A 19,557-nucleotide genomic window follows, 5' to 3' on the forward strand; every position below is an offset into this window, starting at 1 on the left:
CGGTCAGTCCACGTGCACGGGGGCGTGGTCGGCGTCGCGACCGCGCACGAGGTCCCAGCGCACGAGAGCGCGCACGAGGAGCTCGAGCCCCAGAATGGTGAAGCCGATGGGAAGCGCGAGGTACGGGATCCACAGCGGCGTGTCGAGTTCGGAGGCGCTGGTCGCCTGCATCATCCGGGAAATGCCCACAAAGTCGACGCTGAGCTTGGCGATGAGCGCGCAGGAGGCGGCGCCCAGGAGGTCCGTCGCGGTGCCGAGCCAGCGCCGTGCGCGCGGGCCGATGCGCATCGTGACGATGTCGATCTCGAGCTGGCGCCCGATGCGCAGGATGTAGCCGGCGCCCAGGAACCCGACCCAGGCGATGGCGAACATGCTGACCTCGTTGGTCCAGTAGGTCGGCGCGTTGAAGATGTAGCGCATGACCACCTCGTACTGGACGATGACGAAGATCATCAGGAGGATGGCGGCGGCCAGGACCGCCGCGGCCAGACTGATCGCGCGAACCAGCCGGTCGAGGATCGTGCAGAACGTGACCATGTCCGGGATGCCGCCGGGCGGGCTCAGAGCGAGCCGACCCACTCCACGAGCGCTTCCTGCTCGTCGTTGGCCCGCTCCTTCCACGCCTCATAGGCGGGGGCGAAGAGTTCCTTCCACTTCTCCTTGTCCTCGGGCGTGAGGACGTAGGTCTCGATGCCGTGGTCCTTGAGGAACTGGGTGGACGAGGCGTCGCGCCGCTCGCTTTCCTCGACCGACCATTCGAACACCTCGGTGCCGGCCTCGGTGAGGGCGGCCTGCTGCTCCGGGCTCAATTTGCCCCAGCTCGCCTTCGAGATGTTGACCGCCATCACGCCGAACGCGGCGCCGGTGATGGTGGCGTAGTCGGTCACTTCCCAGATCTTGCGGCTCTCCAGCGAGGTCACGCCGGTGATCGCCCCGTCGATCGTGCCGCGCTGGATGGCGAGGTACATCTCGCCCGGCGACATGACGACCGGCGAGGCGCCGAGCGCGCGCAGCCCCTCGGCGGCGAGCTTGCCGTAGCCGCGGATCTTGATGCCGTCAAAATCCTCGCCGTTCTTCAGGAGGCGCACATTGTTGCCGAAGTCGAACAGCGAGCCGAAGAACATCACGTAGACGGTCTTCATGCCGCGCTTGTCCATCTCGGCGGCGAAGGCCTGATAAAGCTTGCCGTCCGGCGCCCAGGCCTTGGCGGCGTGCGCGGCGTCGCGGAAGAGGAACGGGATGTCGGTGATCTCGGAGACCGGATCGGTCGACCAGACGCTCGTGAGGTTGAACCCCATGTCGATCGAGCCGGAGCCGATGGCGGTGGGGATCTCGCGCGCCTTGTAGAGCTGGCCGGCGGGATAGACTTCGACCTCGACCGCGCCGCCGGTCTTCTCCTTGACCTTCTCGGCGAACATGTACTGGCCCTCGGCGTTGTGGTGCGTCGTCGGCAGCGTGCCGGCGAAGCGCAACGTCACGTCCTGGGCGTTGGCGGTGGTCGACAGGGCAACGCTTGTCAGGCCGGCGGCGGCCGCAAGCAACAAAGACCTAAACGTCTGGCTCCACATGGGGTCTGCCTCCAATGCGACGGGTCGGGGTGTGCGGCACTCATCCGGCGGTCCGCCGGAGAATTACCTACCATCGGTATTTAAATGACGGAACCGAGACCCTGTCAACGCGACTCCGCTCAGAAGATGGTCAGATCGCCTGAATGCTCAAAATTTCAGCGGCTGGTGCGTTTACTGATCAACCCGGTAGCGGGCGAGGAGATCCGGGTCCGGGATCACGCCCAGTCCCGGCCCCTGCGGCGCCCGCGCCAGCCCGCCTTCGGCCCGCAGCGGGTCGCCGACGAGGTCACCCACGAGCCGGTCGTGGGTGAGGCTGACGCCCCAGGAGAGATCGGCGGCGAACCCCGTGGCGTGCAGGGTGGCGGCGGCGCCGAGCGAGGACTCGGCGATCTTTGAGGCCCAGGTCGTGCGCCAACCGAGCCGCCGGGCTTCTTCCTCCGCCGCCGCCGCCCCCAAAAAGCCGCCGAGTTTCAGGAGCTTCAGCCCGACGCCGCGTGCCGCCCGCGCCTCGGCATAGCGGGCCATGTCGGAAACGCCGTGGAGCGCCTCGTCGAGGCAGAGGGGGATTGCGGTGCGGCTCGCAAGGGTCGCCATACCGGCGACATCGTCGGCCGCGAGGGGCTGCTCCAGATAGTCGAGCGCGGCCTCGGCGGCGGCGTCCACGAACGCGGTGGCCTCGTCGAGGCTCCAGGCCATGTTGGCGTCGGCCGAGAGGTGGCGGTCCGGCCCGATCGCCGCCCGCAAGGCGCAGAGCGCCCGCGCATCCTCCGCCGGCGCCGCCATGCCGACCTTCACCTTGATGTGCGTGACGCCGTCCGCGAGGAGCGCCGCCACGGCCTCCGCGCCGATCTCCGCCTCCACGGTTCGGATCACCGCAACGGCCCGCGGCTCCGTCCCCAGGAGCGCGGCGACCGAGACGCCGCGCCGCCGCGCCAGGAGGTCGTGCAGCGCCACCTCCACGGCCGAGCGTGCACCAGGATCCCCGGCCATGCCCGCGAGCGTCGAAACCCAGTCTGGCCGCGCCTCGACGTCGCGCCCGAGGAGACTCGGCGCGATCCGCTCGCGCACCGCCGCCACCATCCCGCCGAGCCGCTCGCCCGTCATCGTCGGCGCCGAGGCGGACTCGCCCCACCCCACCAAGCCGTCCGAGTCCATGACGCGCACGACGAGATTGTCCGCCGCGGCGACCACCTCGCTGGCGAGCTTCACCGGCTTGCGCAGGGGGATGCTGACGCCGATCGGCTCTATCTCGCGAATGGCGGCCATGGTCATCCTCCTGCAACCAGCGATCTAGTTACAGCTTGGAACCAATTTCCGTCCGGTGTCCACCACGCAGGCCGCACGGCGTTGAACCGCGCCCAGGCGACAGCGCCGGCGCTCGCCTCTCGGAGACCAGCGACGCCCTCTCGCTGTCGCCCCGCATGGCGTGTCCACGAGCACCGCGGTGCCATGGAGGCGCGGCGCGCCCGCGCCGAGCGGGCCGAGGCTTGGGCCGTTTGGGGAGACGTCCGCGCTGACAGTGCCCGGACTGTCCTGCGCCGGACCACCATTCATGCACGGCGTGCGGCCGACATTCCGCCGCAAAAGAGATGAGACGTCCGGCTCTCATCGGCCCCCGGCGCACCGGCAGCCACCTCCGTCACGATCGCCGGGCAGGACCCGCACGCGCTCGACGATTCGAGACGCGCGTGGATCCCGCCGGCGGGTCAGAATCAGGGGACGTAGCGGCGGGAGAGCTCCGCCCGGTCTTCGTAGCTCGCCTCGAAGATCGGTGCCGCGAGGGTGGCGCGCACCTTCAAAATCCCGGTCCCGATATTGCGAAAGCCATGCTTCGCGCCCGCCGGGATGAGGACGGACTGGTTCGCGCGCACGGTCCGGACCTCGCCGTTGAGGTGGATGTCGGCTTCCCCCTCCATGACCTCGAGGACCTCTTCCACGGCGTGGAGGTGGATCGGGGCGCCAAGGCCCGGATCGCAGAACTGCTCGAAGATGCAGAGCTGGGCGGAGCGCGTCAGCGCCGAGACGCGCATCAGCGTCATCACCCCGTCGCGCCACTTCTCCAACGGCTGGGTTTCATGTTCCAAGATATTCATACCGTTCCCCTATCCGCACGACACCTGCAGCCTGCGATCTGGAGCCACCTCCTACAAGAAGAACCGGCATCGGATCTACAACGAGGAACGGTCCGCGGCGCGATCGGAAACCGCACCAAGGCGGCAGGGTCGCCTCCGGCATCTCACCCGCGATGACCCGCCCGCCAGCGGCCGGACGTTCAGCCCGATGGCCGGAGCCCGTCAGCGGATGCGCGGCCTCGTTTGCGCGCGCTCAAAACTTCACGTGCTCGGCGTAGTTCCGGCCGAGCACGTCCAGCGACCGCACGCGGAACTGGCGGATGTGGTCGCGGATCATGTTCTCCGCCGCATCCTCGTTCTGCGCGTCGATGTAGGACGCGATCTTCTCGTGCTCGCGGTTCACCTTGTCGAAATAGGCGTCGCGCGCGAACTGGGCCGTCGGCGCCTCGGACAGGGTGAGCTGGGCCAGCCGCAGGGAGCGGAAGAGGAGGATGTCGTTGGTCCGCTGGAAGTAGCGGTTGCCCGAGGCCTCTCCGATGATCTTGTGGTACTGGAAGTTCCACTCGCGCATCCCGTCGAGGTCGCGGTCGTGGGTCGCCTGCTCGTAGCGCGTGGCGGCTTCGCGCAGACGGCTCACATGATCGGGCGTGCGCTGCAGCGCCGCCCAGCGCGTCGCGACGCGCTGCACGACCTCGAGCGCATCGAACAATTCCCCGACTTCCGCGAAATCGAGGACCGGGACCTTCGCCCCGCGGTTCGGCGTCAAGGTGACGAGCTCCTCGGCCGACAGGCGGATCAGCGCCTCGCGGATCGGCGTGCGCGAGACTCCGAGCTCGGCGATGAGCCCCGCCTCATCGATCTCCGCCCCCGGCTGCAGCTCCAGGTTCAGGATGCGGTTGCGCAGCACGTCATAGACGCGGCGGCTTCCGGTCTCCTCAGCGCCTCGTTTGGGCGTCGATCCGCGCATCGTTGGCCAACAACCTCCCGGACCAGTGGCACACTCTAGGGGCTTCCAAGTTCGGATCCGCGCCGAAAGTCAATCCGAGCGCCCGATTTGGCGGTGTTTTTGCACCCGAGCAAACGATATTGCGGCGCTCTCGCTCTCGTGTATATAATTTGTATACAGCCATCAAGGCGCGTCTATTTCCTCCCGAAAGGATGACGAAGATGAGAGCTTGCACCTTCCTCGCAGGGGCCGCGCTTGTTGCGTTGACCCTCGCCCCGCTGCAGCCGGCGGCGGCGCAATCGGTCCGCTGGACGATGAGCAACGAGTACGCGCAATCTTCTCTCGCGGCGCAGGGCGACCTCGAGTTCGCCAAGCGCGTCGCCGAGGCAACGGACGGGCGCGTCACCATTCTCAACCAGTTCGGCGGGGCATCGGGCATGCGCTCGACCGACCATTTCGCGGCGGTCGAGGACGGCGCGATCGCGATCGCCTCGACGCCGACGGACAAGCTCCTCGGCATCGACCCGATCTTCGGCCTCTTCAGCATCCCCTTCCTCACTCCGACGGTGCCGGACTCCAAGCGCCTCGTCGCGCTCGCGCGGGACGACATGGCGAAGGTCTTCGACAACGCGGGCCAGGTGCTCCTCTTCACCTCGCCCTGGACGCCGAGCGGCATCTGGGCAAAGACCCCGATCACCGACGTCGCCTCGCTGCAGGACCTCAAGACCCGCGCCTTCGACGAGAGCAGCGCCCTCACGATGCGCAATGCCGGCGTGTCCGCCGTCCAGCTCACCTGGGGTGACGTCTTCCCTGCGCTGTCGACCGGCATGATCAACTCGGTCCTCACCTCCGACGAGACGGGCGTCAGCACGAAGATCTGGGAGCACACGCCCGTCTTCAACGCGGCCGGGTTCACGATCGGCGTCAACCTCGTCCACATCAACAAGGACCAGTTCGAGCAGCTCTCGGCCGAGGATCAGGCGAAGGTCCGCGAGATCGCCGCCGAGGTCGAGGAATGGGCCTGGCAGCAGGGCATCAACCGCCAGCAGAACAATTTCGCGACCATGCGCGACAACAACGTCGAGGTGGTCGAGACGATGGCGCCCGACGTGATGACCCACCTCCAGACGGCCGCCGCGCCGATCCGGGACGCCTGGGTCGAGAAGGTCGGGGCCGACACCGCCGACCGCATCCTCGGCGCCTACGAGAAATAGACCCAGAGCGAACGCGTGCCGCGCGCACCGAGGGAGATGGACGTGTTGACCTGTCTTGTCGTCGTCTGCCGAAGCGTGTGCGCGGTCGCGCTGACGGTGCTGTTCGCCCTCGTCGCGGTCGAGATCATCGTCCGCAACGTGTTCGACAGCTCGACCTACGCCGCGATCGAGCTGTCGCAATATCTCATCGCGATCTTCACGGTGTACGGCGCGGGCGTCTGTGTCGGAACGGGCCGGGCCCTCTCGATCCGGCTCGTCACCAACCTGCGCGTCCTCGCGCCCGTGTCGCCCCTTTTGCGAGGCGCCACCTCCCTCTTCGGCGCTATCGTGATCGGCTTCATGGGCTACCAGTTCCTCAAGGTCAGCCTGCGCGACTATGGCCGCGGGACGACCAGCGGCACGATTCTCAACGTGCCGATGTGGATCCCCGAGGCGATCCTCGCGACCGGCTTCGCCCTCGCCACCGCCATCGCGCTTCTCCAGATCCTCACGCCCCCGCCGCCCCCGGCCGATCTCGCCTCCGGAGCCGCCGAATGAGTTCGCTCGACACGACGGTCCTGCTCGGCATCGTCGTCCTCGTCACGCTCTTGTCGGGGCTGTGGATCTTCGCCGCCCTCATCGCCGCGAGCGCGCTCACGCTGATGTTCGCGCTCGACATGTCGGCGGTCCAGGTGGGCGCGCTGCTGCGGGCCGCGATGTGGCGCAGCCTCACCGCCTGGGAGATGACGGCGGTGCCCGTCTTCATCTTCATGGGCGAGCTCTATTTCGCGGGCCGCCTGTCCGAAGAATTGTTCCACGCCCTGCGCCGCAAGGTGCGCCGCCTCCCCGGCGGGGTGCTCCACGTCAATGTGTGGGGGTCGAGCCTCTTCGCCGCGATCAGCGGCTCCTCGACCGCTACGATGATGACGATCGGCCGCGTCACCGTTCCCGAGCTGCGCCGCCTCGGCTTCGGCGCCCCCATCGCCTTCGGCTCGCTCGCGGGTGCGGGCACGCTCGGCATCCTGCTGCCGCCGTCGATCCCGCTGATCGTCTACGGGATCCTCGCCGAGCAATCGATCACCAAGATGTTCATGGCCGGCGTCGTGCCGGGCCTCCTCGTCGCCCTCCTCTACACGGCCTACATCGTCGCCGCCGCCCTCTGGTTCAAAGCCGGAGCGACACCCGACGAGAGCGTCGTCGAGGCCGAGGAGAGCGGGTCGAAGGGATCCGTCCTCCCGACGCTCGTCGTCATCGCAATCGTCTTCGGCGGGATCTATTCCGGCGTCGTCACCGCGACCGAAGCCGGCGTCCTCGGCTGCACGGCCACCATCATCATGTGCGCGCTCAAGCGGACGCTGTCCTTCGCGGTGCTGCGCCAGGTGATGAACGCGACCATCGGCACCTCGGCCAACGTCCTCATCATCGTCGCGTCCGCGGCCTGCCTCTCGGCCGCCGTCAGCAATCTCGGCGTGCCGCAATATCTCGTCGGCGCGATCACGGAGATGAACCTCTCCTATGCCGGGCTGATCCTCGCGCTCGCGGTCTTCTTCCTCTTCCTCGGCATGTTCATCGAGGGGCTTTCGATCATGATCATCACGATCCCGATCGTGCTGCCCGTCGTCGTCGCCGCCGGCGGGGATCCGGTGTGGTTCGGCATCTTCCTGGTGCTCCTCATCGAGATCGGCCTCCTCACCCCGCCGGTCGGCGTGCACCTCTTCGTCTTGCAAAGCATGTCCGGGCGATCGCTCGCCTGGGCGGCTCGGGCGTCCCTGCCCTTCATGCTGCTGCTCGTGCTGGCGGCATTCATCATCGCCCTCTTCCCACAACTCTCGCTGACACTCCCGAACAGCCTCTGACGCGCCCTCGCGCAAAGGCCGCAGTGCAGCGGAAGGAGATCGAATGAGCGTCAAAATCGGTGTCGATATCGGCGGCACCTTCACCGACTTCGCGTTGATCGACGACGCCGCCGAAGTCACGCGCGTGCACAAGATCCTGACGAGCGCCGACGACCCGTCAGAGGCGGTGGCGCGCGGGATCTCCGAGATCATCGCGGAAGCCGGCCTCAGCCTCTCAGACGTCGACCTCATCTCTCACGGCACGACGCTCGTCACCAACGCGGTGATCGAGCGCCGTGGCGCCAAGATCGGCATGATCGTGACCGACGGCTTCGCCGACGTCATCGATATGGCCCGCGAGACCCGCTACGACCTCTTCAATCTGCGCCTGAAATATGCCGAACCGCTCGTCGCGAGGCGCAACCGGGTCGAGGTGAAGGAGCGCACGACGAGCACGGGCGAGATCGTCGCCGCGCCCGAGGAGGCCGCCATCGTCGCGGCCGTCCGCGACCTCGTCGCACGCGAGAACATCACCGCGATCGCCATCTGCCTGCTGAACTCGTTCGCCAATCCGCGCAACGAGAGCGCGATCAAGGAGATGATCGAGCGGAATTTCCCGAGTCTCTACATCTCGGTTTCGACCGAAATCTCCAACTCCATCAAGGAGTATGAGCGTTGGACCACGACGCTCGTCAACGCCTACACGCAGCCGATGATCGACGCCTATATCGGCCGGCTCGAACAGACGCTGGGCGATGGCGGCTTCAAGGGAACGCTGCGGATCATGACCTCGAGCGGGGGCTCCTTCAATGGAGCGCTCGCGCGCGCGATGCCCGTCCGCCTCATCGAATCCGGCCCCGCCGCCGGCATCCTGATGGCCGCCAAGCTCGCCGAGACGAACGGCCTGCCGCAGGCGCTCGCCTTCGACATGGGCGGCACCACCGCCAAGGGCGCCTTCATCCGCAACGGCAAGCCGATCAAGAAGTATGAGCTCGAAGTCGCCCGCGAGCATCATTTCCGCCCCGGCAGCGGCCTCCCCGTCCGCGTCCCCGTCGTCGACATGATCGAGATCGGCTCGGGCGGCGGCAGCATCGCGCAGGTGGACCACACCGGCCTCGTGCGCGTCGGCCCCCGCAGCGCGTCCTCCAAGCCGGGCCCGGCCTGCTACGGCCTCGGCGGCCAGTCGCCGACCCTCACCGACGCTCACCTGCAGGTCGGCTTCCTCGACCCCTCCTACTTCCTGGGCGGCGAGATGGAGCTGCGTCCCGAGCTGTCGACGAATGTGGTGCGCGAGACGATCGGCGCCGCGCTCGGCATCGAGGACGTGGATTTCGCCGCCAACGGCATCCGCGAGATCGCCTGCGAGGACGTTGCGGCGGCCTTCCGCACGCACGCCGCGGAGCTGGGGCTCGACGTGCGCAACTCCACCCTCATCGCGTTCGGCGGCTCCGGCCCGCTCGTCGCGACCTCCGTCGCGCGGCGTCTTCGCATCGCGGACATCCTCCTCCCCTCCGGGTCGGGCGTCCTGTCGGCGATCGGCCTCCTCACGAGCGCGGCCTCCTACGAGACCTCGCGCGCCTACCGCGTCTCCCTCGCCCGGCTCGACGACGATGCGATCGCCGACGTGCTGGCGGACCTTCGGGCGGACGCGACCGCCGCCCTCGTCTCGATGGGCGTGCGCGAGGCCGACATCGTGACCGAGGAGATGCTGGACCTGCGCTATGTCGGCCAGGGGCATCAGGTCCAGATCGAGGTCCCGGCGCGCCCCGCCGACGGAAACTGGGCCGACGCGATCCGCAAGGCCTTCGAGGCGAGCTATACGGCGACCTTCGGCATCTCCACGCCCGCGGCAGAGGTCGAGATCACCGACTGGCGCGTCGCGGCGACGGAGGACCTGCCGCCGCTGCGCGAGCAGAGCGTGCGCCCCACCAAGAACAACCATGCCCCGCGCGCCGGTGAGAGCACCATGTGGCTGAACGGCAGCCGCCTGAAGTGCCAGGTCGTCAACCGCTACAATTGCCGTCCCGGCGACCGGATCGACGGGCCCGCCCTCATCCAGGACGCCGAGACCACCTGCGTCCTCCTCGCCGGCGACGTGGGCACCGTGACCCAGCGCGGCGACATCCTCATCCGCGTCGAAACCCTGCCGGCCGGCGAAGCCGCAACTCCCGACATGGCGAGCGAAGCTCTATGAAACACGCAAAGATCGATCCCTTCCTCGAACGGATCATGTGGGACCGGCTGATCACGATCGCCGACGAGACGGTCAATTCCCTGGTCCGCACCTCCTTCTCCATGAACGTGCGCGACAGCTACGACCTGTCCTGCGTGATCTTCGACGAGTTCGGCCGCTCCGTCGCCCAGGGCACCTTCAGCCTGCCGACCTTCACCGGGACGGCGCCGCAGACCTTGGAGCGGATGCTGGAGCGCTTCCCCGCCGCCACGCTGCAGCCGGGCGACGTCATCGTCACCAACGACCCCTGGATCGGCACCGGCCACCTCTACGACATCAACATCTGCCGCCCGATCTTCGTCGGGGAGCGTCTCATCGGCTTCGTGATGAGCATCACCCACCTGCCGGACACCGGCGGCATGGGCATGTCCTCCCTCGCCCGCGAGATTCACGAGGAAGGCCTCATCATCCCGATCCAGAAGATCGTCTCCGCGGGCGTCCCCAATGACGGCCTCTTCGAGATGATCCGCGCCAATGTCCGCGTCGCCGACCAGGTCATCGGCGACGTCAACGCCAACATCATTTGCACCGATGTCGGCGCCCGCTCCACGATCGAATTCTGCGCGGAATACGGTCTCTCCACCCTCTCGGAGTTCAGCGAGCTCGTGATCGAGCGCACCGATCGCGCGATGAAGGCCGGGCTCGACGCGCTCCCGTCCGGCACCTACGCCCACGCGATCGACATCGAGGGCGTCGACGGCGACGTCCATCTCGAGATCCGCGTCACGAAGTCGAACGACGAGGTCTTCGTCGACTTCGAGAATTGCTCGGCCCAGCTCGCCTACGGGCTCAACTGTCCGCTCTGCTACACGCGCGCCGTCGCCTACTACGCGCTGAAGTGCCTGCTCGCGCCGGATCTGCCCAACAATGCGGGGACCTTCTCGCGCGTCCATGTCCGCGCGCCGGAGAAGTCCGTGCTCAACCCGGTCTGGCCCGCGGCGACCGGCGCGCGCCACACGATCGGCCACTTCGTCTTCGCGCTCATCATGGGCGCGTTGCAGAAGGCGCTGCCCGACCGCGTCGTGACCGAGATGGGCATGATGAACGTCTTCAACGTGTTCGGCACCCATCGCGACGGGACGTCCCTCGCGACGCTCTTCTTCCTCACCGGCGGCTTCGGCGCGCTGAAGGGCTGGGACGGGCGGGCCGCCATTCCGGGCCCCGGCAACATGGTCGCGATCTCGACCGAGGTCTGGGAAGACCTCTCCAGCACCACGATCGTATCACGCCGGATCCGGCCGGATTCGGGCGGTGTCGGCGAGTTCACCGGCGGCCCCGGCCTCACCGTCGAGATGGCGAACACGACGGGTCACGACCTCATCGTGGCGTTCCTGGGGCTGCGCACACGGTTTGCGGCGGCGGGGATGTTCGACGGCGGCACAGGCGCGCTCCGCCGGTTCGAGATCGACGGGGCACCCGTCGACGGCAAGGGCCGGCACGTGCTGAAGCCCGGCCAGGTCCTGACCATCATCGAAGCCGGCGGCGGCGGTTACGGCCCGGCCGAGAAGCGCCCGATCGAGGCGATCCTGTCGGACATCGACCGCGGCTACGTCACCCCCCGCTTCGCCGAGGCGACATACCCGGCCTATCGTCGGCACGCCGCCGAGGCGCCGGTCGCAGGCTGAACTGATCGCGGGCCGAGGCGTCGGAAGGACAGTGCGATGATCAACCTGCGCAGCGACAATTGTTCGGCGGTCCACCCGAAGATCCGCGAGGCGCTCCTCGCGGATCTTCTTCAGGCCGCCGACGATGGCGACAGCTATGACCGCGTCTTCGAGGATCGGCTGAACGCCGCCTTCTCCGCCGTTTTCGGATGCGAGATGGTGGCCGTCACCACCGCGACCGGCACGGGGGCCAACGTCGTCTCCATCGCCTCGTTGCGGGACGAGTCCGTGGCCGGCGCGATCCTCTGCCACCCCGCGGCGCACGTCCGCTGCTGGGAGCACGACGCGGTCCGTCGCTACACGGGAGCCGGCGAGCTCGTCACCGTGGACGGTCCCGACGGCACCATGACACCCGACGCGCTCCGCGAGACGCTGGCGCGCCTCGGCCCCCGCTCCGCGGGCGGTGTCCTCAGTCTCACGAACCCGACCGAATGCGGGACGCTCTACACTCTCGAAGACCTCGCCGCGCTGACACGGATCGCGCACGAGGCGGGCCTCCGCGTCCATCTCGACGGCGCGCGGCTCGGCAACAGCCTGTGCGCGCTGGGCCTCTCCGCGGCCGAGCTCATCGCCGCGGCCCCGTTCGACGCGATCAGCTTCGGCGGCACCAAGGTGGGCGCGCTCGCCGCCGAAGCCGCCCTCTTCCGCGCCCCGTCCGACGCGGTGCGCAAGCGAGGCCAGACCCACCAGCGCGCCTTCGGCCAGCGCCAGGCCAAGCGACGGATGGTGGAGGTCCAGCTCCTGCGCCTCATCGAGGACGACCTGTGGCTGGAGATCGCCCGCCAGCAGAACGCCCTCTGCGCGACATTCGCCGATGGATTGCAGGGCCAGCCGCCCGTGCGGTTCCGATATCCCCACCCGACAAATCAGCTCTTTCTGGAGCCCACCGACGAGATCCTGAGCGCGATCCGCGAATTGAATATTCGTCACACAATCTGGCCGGACGGGTCAGTGCGGCTCGTCTTCGGCTATGATTTCGAGCACAAGACCGTTTCCGATCTTGCGGCGAAGATCACCGAATACTTCGCGGAAACCCAAATCTAGGGATCACATCCGAGATCCCGATGCGCCCACCCTCAATGCGCCGTCCAGCCGCCGTCGACCGGGAGGGCGGTGCCGGTGATCTGGGCCGCCGCATCGCTGCACAGGAACGCCGCGAGGGCGCCGAGCTGGCCGACCTCGACGAAGGCGCGCGTCGGCTGGGCGGCCAGGAGGACGTCGCGCACGACCGCCTCCTCGCTGATCCCCCGCGCCTTCGCGGTCTCCGGGATCTGCTTCTCGACGAGCGGCGTCAGCACGTAGCCGGGGCAGATGGCGTTGCAGGTCACGCCGTGCTCCGCCCCCTCGAGCGCGACCGTCTTGGTGAGGCCGAGGATACCGTGCTTCGCCGCGACGTAGGCCGACTTGAAGGGCGAGGCGACCAAGGCATGCGCCGAGGCGACGTTGATCACCCGCCCCCAGCCGCGATCCTTCATCTCGGCGAAGGTGAGGCGCACCAGGTGAAACGCGGCCGAGAGGTTGACCGCGATAATGAGGTCCCAGCGCTCCCGCGGAAAATCCTCGATCGGGGCGACCGTCTGGACGCCCGCATTGTTGACGACGATGTCGATGCGGCCGAACCGCTCGCGCGTCTCCTCGACGAGCGAGGCGATCGCGTCGGGCTTCGACATGTCGGCGGCGTTGTAGCCGACCTCGGAGCCGCTCCGTCCGGCAATCCGCCGGCGGTGGGCCTCGATCTCGCAGGCCTCGCCGAAGCCGTTCAGCATGACGTTCATTCCGGCGCCGGCGAGGGCCTCGGCGATCCCGAGGCCGATGCCGCTCGTCGATCCGGTCACGATGGCAGTCTTGCGCATGTGGCGCCCTCCCTGCGGCCGGAACGCGGATGCGTCCGGCTCGGTGGCAAGAGGTAGCGCCGCGCCGGACGCCCGTCCCCGCCACGCTCGCTATGCAGTCCATAGCGCCCGAGGCGGGTGAGCGGCCCATAGCGACCCCACATGGAAACGAGAGCGCGGCGGCATTTCATTCGCCGCCGACGGCCAGCCACCATCCGCTGCATTCCAGAGGAGGGAGACAAGATGAACGACATCGGTATCGACGTGTCGCTCCGGGGACTGGGACAGGTCGTCCTCGTCCTCCAGGGTGGCGGCGCGCTGGGCGCCTACCAGGCAGGCTGCTACGAGGCGCTTCACAAGGCCGGCATCGAGCCGGACTGGGTCATCGGCACCTCGATCGGTGCCATCAACGCCGCGCTCATCGCCGGAAACGCGCCGGAGAAGCGCCTCGCCGCGCTCCGCACCTTCTGGGACGGCCTGCGGCAGCCGGCCTTCGGCACCGACTTCATGGGCACCGCGACGTTCGGGCGTCTCGCGACCGCGTGGAGCGTCATCGCGAGCGGGCTCGGCGGGTTCTTCCAGCCCAATCCCATGGCGTTCAGCGCGATGACGCTGCCGATGTCGCCGGAGAACGCCGGATATTATTCCACGCGGCCGCTGCGGCGCACGCTCGGGGCGCTGATCGACCATGAGCAGCTCAACGCCGGGTCTCCGCGCCTCACCGTCGGTGCGGCGAACGTCGCGACGGCGCAGATGCGCTACTTCGACAGCCGCAACGAGCGCCTGACGCTGGAGCATGTCGTGGCGTCCGGCTCGCTGCCGCCGGCCTTCCCGGCCGTGCGCATCGACGGCGCGCTCTATTGGGACGGCGGCGTCCTCTCCAACACGCCGGTCGAAGCGGTGTTCGACGACCGGCCGCGGCGCGACTCCATCGTGTTCGCCATCCACATGTGGCGGCCGGAGGGGGACGAACCGCGCTCGATCTGGGAGGTCACCAACCGCGAGAAGGACCTGCGCTACACGAGCCGGGTGACCAACACCGCCGAACGGCAGCGGCAGATCCACCGGCTGCGCCACGTGATCGCCGAGCTGACCGCGCACCTGCCGCAGGACATTCGGGACGACCCGAAGGTCAAGGCGCTGAGCGCCTGGGGTTGCACGACGCGGATGCACGTCGTTCGCCTTCTCGCGCCGCGGCTGCCGAACGAGGATCACCTCAAGGACATCGACTTCACCGCGAGCGGCATCGAGCGACGCTGGACTGCGGGGCTGATGGACATGTCCGACGCGCTCGCCCGCAAGCCCTGGCTCGAGGACCCCGATCCCCTCGAGGGGCTGATCCTGCACGAGATCGGCACCCCGATGGCGCCGTCCCCCGCCGGTCCCGAGCCGGCCGCGCCGCGCCCCGCGCGCACGACGGAGGCGGCGCGATGACGACGCGGCGAGAGGCGACCTTCGGCCTGTCGGCCCTTGCCCTCGCCGCGCTCCCCCCTGCCCCGGCGCAGGCTGCGCCAGCGGAGGCGGAGGCGACGATCCGCGATCTCTACCGGCGCTTCGCCGCGGCCCAGAATGCGCGGGACCTCGCCGGCGTGCGCGCGTTCCTGTGGGATTCGCCAGACTTCCTCTGGGTCAGCGACGGACGGCCCTACTTCGGACCCGACGCCATGATCGAGCGGATGGGGCAGTTCCAGCGCGCGCCCGTCTGGCGCGTGACGCCCGACCTTGCGGGGAGCCGCGTCGTCGCCCTCGCGCCGGGCGCCGCCTACCTCTTCCTCTCGCTGCTTCTCGAGATCGGCCCGGAGGACGCGCCGAGCCGGCTCCCGTGGCTCGTGGGGGTCGTGTGCCGCGAAGGCGAGACCGGGTGGCGCATCGCCGCCCTCTTCACCACCACCGACAAGACGGCGTGACACCGGGCCGGCATCGCGCCGGCCCGGTTCTCTTTCACGCCTGCTCGACGTCGAGGCGCACCGCCACGAGGGCGCCGATGACGAGCGCGATCGCGATGCCCGCGACCGTCGCCCCCCAGCCGAAGCGGTCGAACACCATCCCCAGCACCGACGCTCCCGCGAGCCCGCCCGCGAAGTAGGACGCGAGATAGAGCCCGCTCGCCGCGGACTTGTCGGTGCGCGCGGCCCGGCCGACGAACCCCGTCGCGGCCCCTTGCGCGAAGAATGTGCCGAGGCCGACGAGGGTCATCCCCGCGAGGACGACCGCAAGGTTCGGGACGACGAGGAGCCCCGCCCCGGCGAGCGCGACCGCGAGGCCGAGCCACACCGCCGGCCGCGCCCCGATCCGCGCCGCGGCGCTTCCCGCGAGGGGCGTCGTGAGCATCGACGGAGCGAAGACCAGATAGACGAAGCCGACCGCCATCATGCCGAGCCCCAGGGGCGGGGCGACGAGGACGAAGTTCACGTAGGTGAACACGCCGATGAAGGCGAAGAGGATGCAGAAGCCGAGCGCGAACGCGGCGAGGAGCGGCGGGTTCGCAAGGTGCCGCCGCACCGCCGCCCACGGCGCGGGCGCGCGGCGGCCGGGCGGGCCGGCGGACGTCGGCTCGATCGCCAGCGCCGCGATCAACATGCCGACGAGGTTGAGGCCGGCGAAGACGAAGAAGACGGAGGCGACGCCGGCGTGATCGGCGACGCCGGCGGCGAGCAGGCGGCCGAAGAGGTTCGAGCCGACATTGCCGGTGATATAGGCCGCGAAGGCTCCGGCGCCGGCGGGCCCTGCGGCCCGCTCCCCGAGCCAGGCGAGCGTCAGCGTGAACGCCACCGCCATGGCGAGGCCCTGGCAGACGCGCAGCGCCGTGAAGGACGCAAGGTCCGGCGCGAAAGCGAGCAGCGCCGTCGGGATCGACAGGAGGCCGAGGCTCGCGACGATCGCCGCGCGCCGCGGGAGGCGGTCGCCGAAGAGCGCGACGGCGAGGCTGGCGACCGCCATGCCGATCGTGGCGGCATTGACGGCGACGCCCATCTCGGCCCGCGAGACGCCATATTTCGCGGTGAGCATGGAGATGATCGCCTGCGTCGCGAAGAGGTCGACGAGGGTGAAGAAGGCGATGGCGGCGACCACCGGTGCACGAGGCGCCGGCCGGACCGCCGCGGTGGTGGTGGTTGTTGTTGCGGTGAGGGTCATCGGGGCAAGTCTCCGGGCTCGGCGCGAGCCGGGATCGCCGGCCCGCGCGCCGCTCACATCATCGACTTGTCCGGGTTCTGCGCCGGCACGACATCGCTCGACAGCACCGTCACCGGGGCATCCGACGTGTTCTCCCACCAGTGGCTGAGATCCGCGCCGAACTCGGCGGTGGTGTCGCCCGCCTTGTGGACGATCGGCGTGCGGCACACCGAGCTGTGCTCGACGATCTCGCCGGAGACGATCGTGATGATCGCCGGGCGGTCGGCGTGGCTGTGGGTCGGCACCATGCCGCCGGGCGCGATCACCAGGCGCCGCGTGCGCAGCATGAGCCCATCGACCCCGCGCCAGCCGGTGAGCGGGATGGTGTCGAGCACCGTCTCCTCGACCTTCGCGCCGTCCTTCATGTCGAGCGTCTGCGGGCTCGCGAGGACATCGCCGGCCGGGCATTCGCCCGCGAGGGCTGCGGCCGGAAGGGCCACGGCCGTGAGGAGGGTTGCGCCGAGAGCGAGGCTGGCGGCGCGGGTCTTGCTGATCTTCGTCATCATCGGTTCCTTTCACTGTCCCAGGCCGATCCGACGTGGATCCGGCGCGCTGAGTGAGGGAAGTTTCCCCGCCCGACGGCCTTTGCGGAAATGCCGGCCGTGTCTGGAATCGATACCCGCCCGCTATGCGCAGCCGCCCGGACCCGCGCTACACTGCGGAGCGAAAACCAAGGCGTGGCCTGGCGCGACGGGAGCGGAAAGGGACTGGATCGTGGTTGACGAGGGCTATCGCGCGGAGCTCGAGCGTGCGCGGCATTTCGGCGGACCGCTTTCGGCGCGCCTGGCGATCGTGCGCGCCGCGATGCACCGCTTCCTCCCCGGCTACGACGCGGCCATGGACCGCTTCGTGGCGCGGATCACGGAGGCCGGCGCCGGCTCGACCGCGCCGCAGATGGGCGACGTCTTGCCCGACTTCGTGCTCCCCGACAGCGAAGGCCGTCTCGTGTCGCTCCAGGCGCTGCGCGCAAGGGGTCCGGTCGTGGTCGCCATCAATCGCGGTGTGTGGTGTCCGCTGTGCCGCACGTCCCTCGCGGCGCTCGCCGAGATCGAACCGGCGATCGGGAAGGCGGGCGCCTCGTTCGTCGCGCTGTCGCCGCAACGGGCCGCGCACGCGCGGGCGCACCGCGCGGACGCGAAGGCCCCCTTCCCGATGCTCACCGACCTCGATCTCGGCTATGCAATGACGATCGGCCTCGCGGTGCCCATCGGCGAAGAGCTCGCCCAACACTATGACGAGCTTGCGATCGACCTTGCGGGCATGAACGGCAACGGGGGCGCGTTCCTGCCCATCCCCGCGACGTTCGTGGTGGATCGGAACGGCGTCGTCCTCGCACGCCACGTCGAGCCCGACCCCCGCACGCGGATGGAGCCGGAGGCGATCCTTCAGGCGCTCGGGCGGATCGGCGCGGGCCCGGCGGGCGTCACCTCCGACGACAGCGGCGCCCTTTCCATGGCGCCGAGATCGTAGCGCGACCAGTCCGCCGCGCGCAGCAGCGTCAGAAGCATCGCGGTGACGGGGCTGCGCTGGCGGCCCTGCACGGTGGCCACCCGGATCTCGCGCGAGAGGTCGAGCCCGTCGACGCGCACGGTGCGGATCGTCGAGGGAAGCGTCGTGCTCGCCGGCATGAAGGCGAGGCCGATGCCGCGCCCGATGAGCTCGATCACGTCCGGATCCGCGCTCGCCTCGAGGCTCGATGAGATTTCGACCCCGTGCCGGTCGAGCGCCGTCGTGACCGCGTCGCAGGTCTGGCAGTGGCGGCGCAGGACCAGCGTCTCCCCGGCAATTTCGCCCGGCGCCACGACCTCCTTGTTCGAGAAGCGGTGCCCGTCCCGGAAGGCGAGCCGCAGCGGCTCACGGAAGAGCGGCCACGACTCGAACCGGTCCCACGCGAGCGCGGCGCTCGTGATCGCGATGTCGGTCTGACCGTTGCGCAGGATCTCCGCGGTGTCGTCGGCGCTCGCCCGCACGATCTTGAGCGCGAGCCCCTGGAAGGCCTCCACGATCTCGACGAGCGGCGGCACGAACGGGGCGACGTCCACCGCGTGCGGGATGCCGAAACGCAGCGCCGCCGCCTTGTGCGACTTCATCGCGGCGGCGACGGCCTTGGCGCTGGTGGCGCTCTCATAGCACTGGGTGAGAAGCGGCAGCATGCGCTCGCCGAGCTCGGTGAGGTGCGTGAGGCCGCGCTCGCGGCGCAGGAGATCGCCGCCGAGCTCATATTCGAGGAGCTTCACCGCGCGCGTGAGGGAGGGCTGCGAGACGTTGCAGTCCTCCGCGGCGCGCGTGAAGTTCAACAGTCGGGCCACTGCGAGAAAGTAGCGGACCTGATGCATCTCCATCCGATGCGCTCCACCCCTGCACCGCCCCATTATCGACCAGCCGGCGCAGGGCGCAACGCCCGCCGCGCGGCGGATTTATCCGTTGGCGACGCCCATTTGGCGCGCCTCGAGCGCCCGCACCACCGCGGCGGTGATGAGGCCGAAGACGATGTGGCCGGCAAGGGAAGCCCACGCGAGCGGGATGAACCCGAGGAAGGCCGGCAGTCCGCCGATGAGGTGGGCCATCACGTAGAGCGCGAACACCCAGAGGCCGACGCCGAACCCGGCGCCCACCGCCCACCAGGGCAGGAACGGCGTCACGACCCGCGCGATCGGCCGGGCGACGTAGAGATAGCCGATCGGGTAGAAGACGACGCCCACGATGATGTGGATCGCCTCCGCCAGCGTCCAGCTCGACAGGCCGAACACCGTCTGGACGAGGGCGGCCGGTTGCAGCGGGCCGCCGACGAGGATGGGCGTGATGAACCGCGCCCAGACCTCCCAGGCAAGGTCCGCCGCGGCGCCGGCCACGAGCGCATTCATGAGGGTCGTCGCGGACGGCGCCGGCAAGAGCGGCGGCGACGAGGCGTCGGGGTGAACCATATCGGAGCACATTGACGAGCATCCTTCCTGTCGTCTTCCATGCAACGAAGGTCGGCCCTCGCGCGCTCCTGCGCCAATACTCGTGCGCTATCGAACGAATAGCCCGCCGGGATCTC

At 69.1% G+C, this 19,557-nt stretch carries 19 protein-coding genes; 9 read left to right on the forward strand and 10 right to left on the reverse strand.

Features of this window, described 5'->3' with window-relative positions; genetic code table 11:
- Positions 1-3: 3 nt before the first annotated feature.
- The 5 genes from DBV35_RS14395 to DBV35_RS14415 all read right to left on the reverse strand — a co-directional run bounded on the left by DBV35_RS14395 (position 4) and on the right by DBV35_RS14415 (position 4,607).
- Positions 4-579 carry a TRAP transporter small permease gene (locus DBV35_RS14395; protein ID WP_108661016.1) on the reverse strand — a complete coding sequence of 192 codons (576 nt, stop codon included), beginning with the start codon at positions 577-579 and terminating at the stop codon, positions 4-6.
- A complete protein-coding gene (locus DBV35_RS14400) occupies positions 561-1,544 on the reverse strand; it encodes a TRAP transporter substrate-binding protein (RefSeq protein ID WP_170134940.1) in 984 nt (327 codons plus the stop codon). Before DBV35_RS14400 ends, DBV35_RS14395 begins: the two co-directional genes overlap by 19 nt.
- A gap of 195 nt (positions 1,545-1,739) precedes the next feature.
- On the reverse strand, positions 1,740-2,834 hold the full coding sequence (locus DBV35_RS14405; RefSeq protein ID WP_170134941.1) for a mandelate racemase/muconate lactonizing enzyme family protein: 1,095 nt from the start codon (positions 2,832-2,834) through the stop codon (positions 1,740-1,742).
- Positions 2,835-3,280: 446 nt separating this feature from the next.
- Complete coding sequence (locus tag DBV35_RS14410; protein ID WP_108661019.1) at positions 3,281-3,661, reverse strand: cupin domain-containing protein; 381 nt, start codon at positions 3,659-3,661, stop codon at positions 3,281-3,283.
- 232 nt (positions 3,662-3,893) lie between these two features.
- Positions 3,894-4,607, reverse strand: coding sequence for a GntR family transcriptional regulator (locus tag DBV35_RS14415; protein ID WP_108661020.1), 714 nt, complete (start codon positions 4,605-4,607; stop codon positions 3,894-3,896).
- A gap of 200 nt (positions 4,608-4,807) precedes the next feature.
- Between DBV35_RS14415 and DBV35_RS14420 the strand changes: the two genes are divergently transcribed.
- From DBV35_RS14420 to DBV35_RS14445, 6 genes are read left to right on the forward strand one after another with little or no spacing between them, the layout of a single operon-like run.
- Positions 4,808-5,800, forward strand: coding sequence for a TRAP transporter substrate-binding protein (locus DBV35_RS14420; protein ID WP_157961750.1), 993 nt, complete (start codon positions 4,808-4,810; stop codon positions 5,798-5,800).
- A 42-nt stretch (positions 5,801-5,842) separates the two neighbouring features.
- The gene (locus tag DBV35_RS14425; RefSeq protein WP_157961751.1) at positions 5,843-6,337 is read left to right on the forward strand and encodes a TRAP transporter small permease; all 495 of its coding nucleotides are present in this window, start codon (positions 5,843-5,845) and stop codon (positions 6,335-6,337) included.
- Complete coding sequence (locus DBV35_RS14430; protein ID WP_108661023.1) at positions 6,334-7,635, forward strand: TRAP transporter large permease; 1,302 nt, start codon at positions 6,334-6,336, stop codon at positions 7,633-7,635. The genes DBV35_RS14425 and DBV35_RS14430 overlap by 4 nt, the downstream gene beginning before the upstream one ends.
- 43 nt (positions 7,636-7,678) lie before the next feature.
- A complete protein-coding gene (locus DBV35_RS14435; protein ID WP_108661024.1) occupies positions 7,679-9,808 on the forward strand; it encodes a hydantoinase/oxoprolinase family protein in 2,130 nt (709 codons plus the stop codon).
- Complete coding sequence (locus tag DBV35_RS14440; protein ID WP_108661025.1) at positions 9,805-11,472, forward strand: hydantoinase B/oxoprolinase family protein; 1,668 nt, start codon at positions 9,805-9,807, stop codon at positions 11,470-11,472. Before DBV35_RS14435 ends, DBV35_RS14440 begins: the two co-directional genes overlap by 4 nt.
- Positions 11,473-11,508: 36 nt before the next feature.
- Positions 11,509-12,555, forward strand: a complete 1,047-nt coding sequence (locus DBV35_RS14445) for a threonine aldolase family protein (protein WP_108661026.1) — start codon at positions 11,509-11,511, stop codon at positions 12,553-12,555.
- A gap of 32 nt (positions 12,556-12,587) precedes the next feature.
- On the opposite strand, the gene DBV35_RS14450 is transcribed toward DBV35_RS14445, so the two are convergent.
- Positions 12,588-13,364 (reverse strand): 3-hydroxybutyrate dehydrogenase, encoded by a 777-nt coding sequence (locus tag DBV35_RS14450; protein WP_108661027.1) that lies wholly within the window; start codon positions 13,362-13,364, stop codon positions 12,588-12,590.
- Between the two features lie 222 nt (positions 13,365-13,586).
- Between DBV35_RS14450 and DBV35_RS14455 the strand changes: the two genes are divergently transcribed.
- Complete coding sequence (locus DBV35_RS14455; protein WP_108661028.1) at positions 13,587-14,777, forward strand: patatin-like phospholipase family protein; 1,191 nt, start codon at positions 13,587-13,589, stop codon at positions 14,775-14,777.
- Positions 14,774-15,250 (forward strand): Cif family virulence factor, encoded by a 477-nt coding sequence (locus DBV35_RS14460; RefSeq protein WP_108661029.1) that lies wholly within the window; start codon positions 14,774-14,776, stop codon positions 15,248-15,250. Before DBV35_RS14455 ends, DBV35_RS14460 begins: the two co-directional genes overlap by 4 nt.
- Before the next feature lie 34 nt (positions 15,251-15,284).
- Here the strand turns inward: DBV35_RS14460 and DBV35_RS14465 are convergent, their stop codons facing one another.
- The gene (locus tag DBV35_RS14465) at positions 15,285-16,478 is read right to left on the reverse strand and encodes an MFS transporter (protein WP_108661030.1); all 1,194 of its coding nucleotides are present in this window, start codon (positions 16,476-16,478) and stop codon (positions 15,285-15,287) included.
- A 53-nt stretch (positions 16,479-16,531) separates the two neighbouring features.
- The gene (locus DBV35_RS14470; protein ID WP_205648686.1) at positions 16,532-17,020 is read right to left on the reverse strand and encodes a cupin domain-containing protein; all 489 of its coding nucleotides are present in this window, start codon (positions 17,018-17,020) and stop codon (positions 16,532-16,534) included.
- Positions 17,021-17,231: 211 nt separating this feature from the next.
- On the opposite strand from DBV35_RS14470, the gene DBV35_RS14475 reads away from it, so the two are divergent.
- On the forward strand, positions 17,232-17,987 hold the full coding sequence (locus DBV35_RS14475; protein WP_108661032.1) for a peroxiredoxin-like family protein: 756 nt from the start codon (positions 17,232-17,234) through the stop codon (positions 17,985-17,987).
- Here DBV35_RS14475 and DBV35_RS14480 read toward each other — a convergent pair.
- Positions 17,903-18,859, reverse strand: a complete 957-nt coding sequence (locus DBV35_RS14480; RefSeq protein WP_170134942.1) for a LysR family transcriptional regulator — start codon at positions 18,857-18,859, stop codon at positions 17,903-17,905. The two genes, DBV35_RS14475 and DBV35_RS14480, sit on opposite strands and share 85 nt — an antisense overlap.
- A gap of 75 nt (positions 18,860-18,934) precedes the next feature.
- The gene (locus tag DBV35_RS14485; RefSeq protein ID WP_245943958.1) at positions 18,935-19,381 is read right to left on the reverse strand and encodes a hypothetical protein; all 447 of its coding nucleotides are present in this window, start codon (positions 19,379-19,381) and stop codon (positions 18,935-18,937) included.
- Between the last annotated feature and the right edge of the window lie 176 nt (positions 19,382-19,557).

Source organism: Acuticoccus kandeliae, assembly GCF_003073115.1.

Coding starts and splice junctions, on each gene's coding strand:
- DBV35_RS14430 (WP_108661023.1), top strand. CDS start 6,334: ATGAGTTCGCTCGACACGACGGTCCTGCTCGGCATCGTCGTCCTCGTC.
- DBV35_RS14440 (WP_108661025.1), top strand. CDS start 9,805: ATGAAACACGCAAAGATCGATCCCTTCCTCGAACGGATCATGTGGGAC.
- DBV35_RS14465 (WP_108661030.1), bottom strand. CDS start 16,478: ATGACCCTCACCGCAACAACAACCACCACCACCGCGGCGGTCCGGCCG.
- DBV35_RS14485 (WP_245943958.1), bottom strand. CDS start 19,381: ATGAATGCGCTCGTGGCCGGCGCCGCGGCGGACCTTGCCTGGGAGGTC.
- DBV35_RS14410 (WP_108661019.1), bottom strand. CDS start 3,661: ATGAATATCTTGGAACATGAAACCCAGCCGTTGGAGAAGTGGCGCGAC.
- DBV35_RS14470 (WP_205648686.1), bottom strand. CDS start 17,020: ATGACGAAGATCAGCAAGACCCGCGCCGCCAGCCTCGCTCTCGGCGCA.
- DBV35_RS14435 (WP_108661024.1), top strand. CDS start 7,679: ATGAGCGTCAAAATCGGTGTCGATATCGGCGGCACCTTCACCGACTTC.
- DBV35_RS14450 (WP_108661027.1), bottom strand. CDS start 13,364: ATGCGCAAGACTGCCATCGTGACCGGATCGACGAGCGGCATCGGCCTC.
- DBV35_RS14445 (WP_108661026.1), top strand. CDS start 11,509: ATGATCAACCTGCGCAGCGACAATTGTTCGGCGGTCCACCCGAAGATC.
- DBV35_RS14415 (WP_108661020.1), bottom strand. CDS start 4,607: ATGCGCGGATCGACGCCCAAACGAGGCGCTGAGGAGACCGGAAGCCGC.
- DBV35_RS14455 (WP_108661028.1), top strand. CDS start 13,587: ATGAACGACATCGGTATCGACGTGTCGCTCCGGGGACTGGGACAGGTC.
- DBV35_RS14405 (WP_170134941.1), bottom strand. CDS start 2,834: ATGGCCGCCATTCGCGAGATAGAGCCGATCGGCGTCAGCATCCCCCTG.
- DBV35_RS14480 (WP_170134942.1), bottom strand. CDS start 18,859: ATGGAGATGCATCAGGTCCGCTACTTTCTCGCAGTGGCCCGACTGTTG.
- DBV35_RS14420 (WP_157961750.1), top strand. CDS start 4,808: ATGAGAGCTTGCACCTTCCTCGCAGGGGCCGCGCTTGTTGCGTTGACC.
- DBV35_RS14460 (WP_108661029.1), top strand. CDS start 14,774: ATGACGACGCGGCGAGAGGCGACCTTCGGCCTGTCGGCCCTTGCCCTC.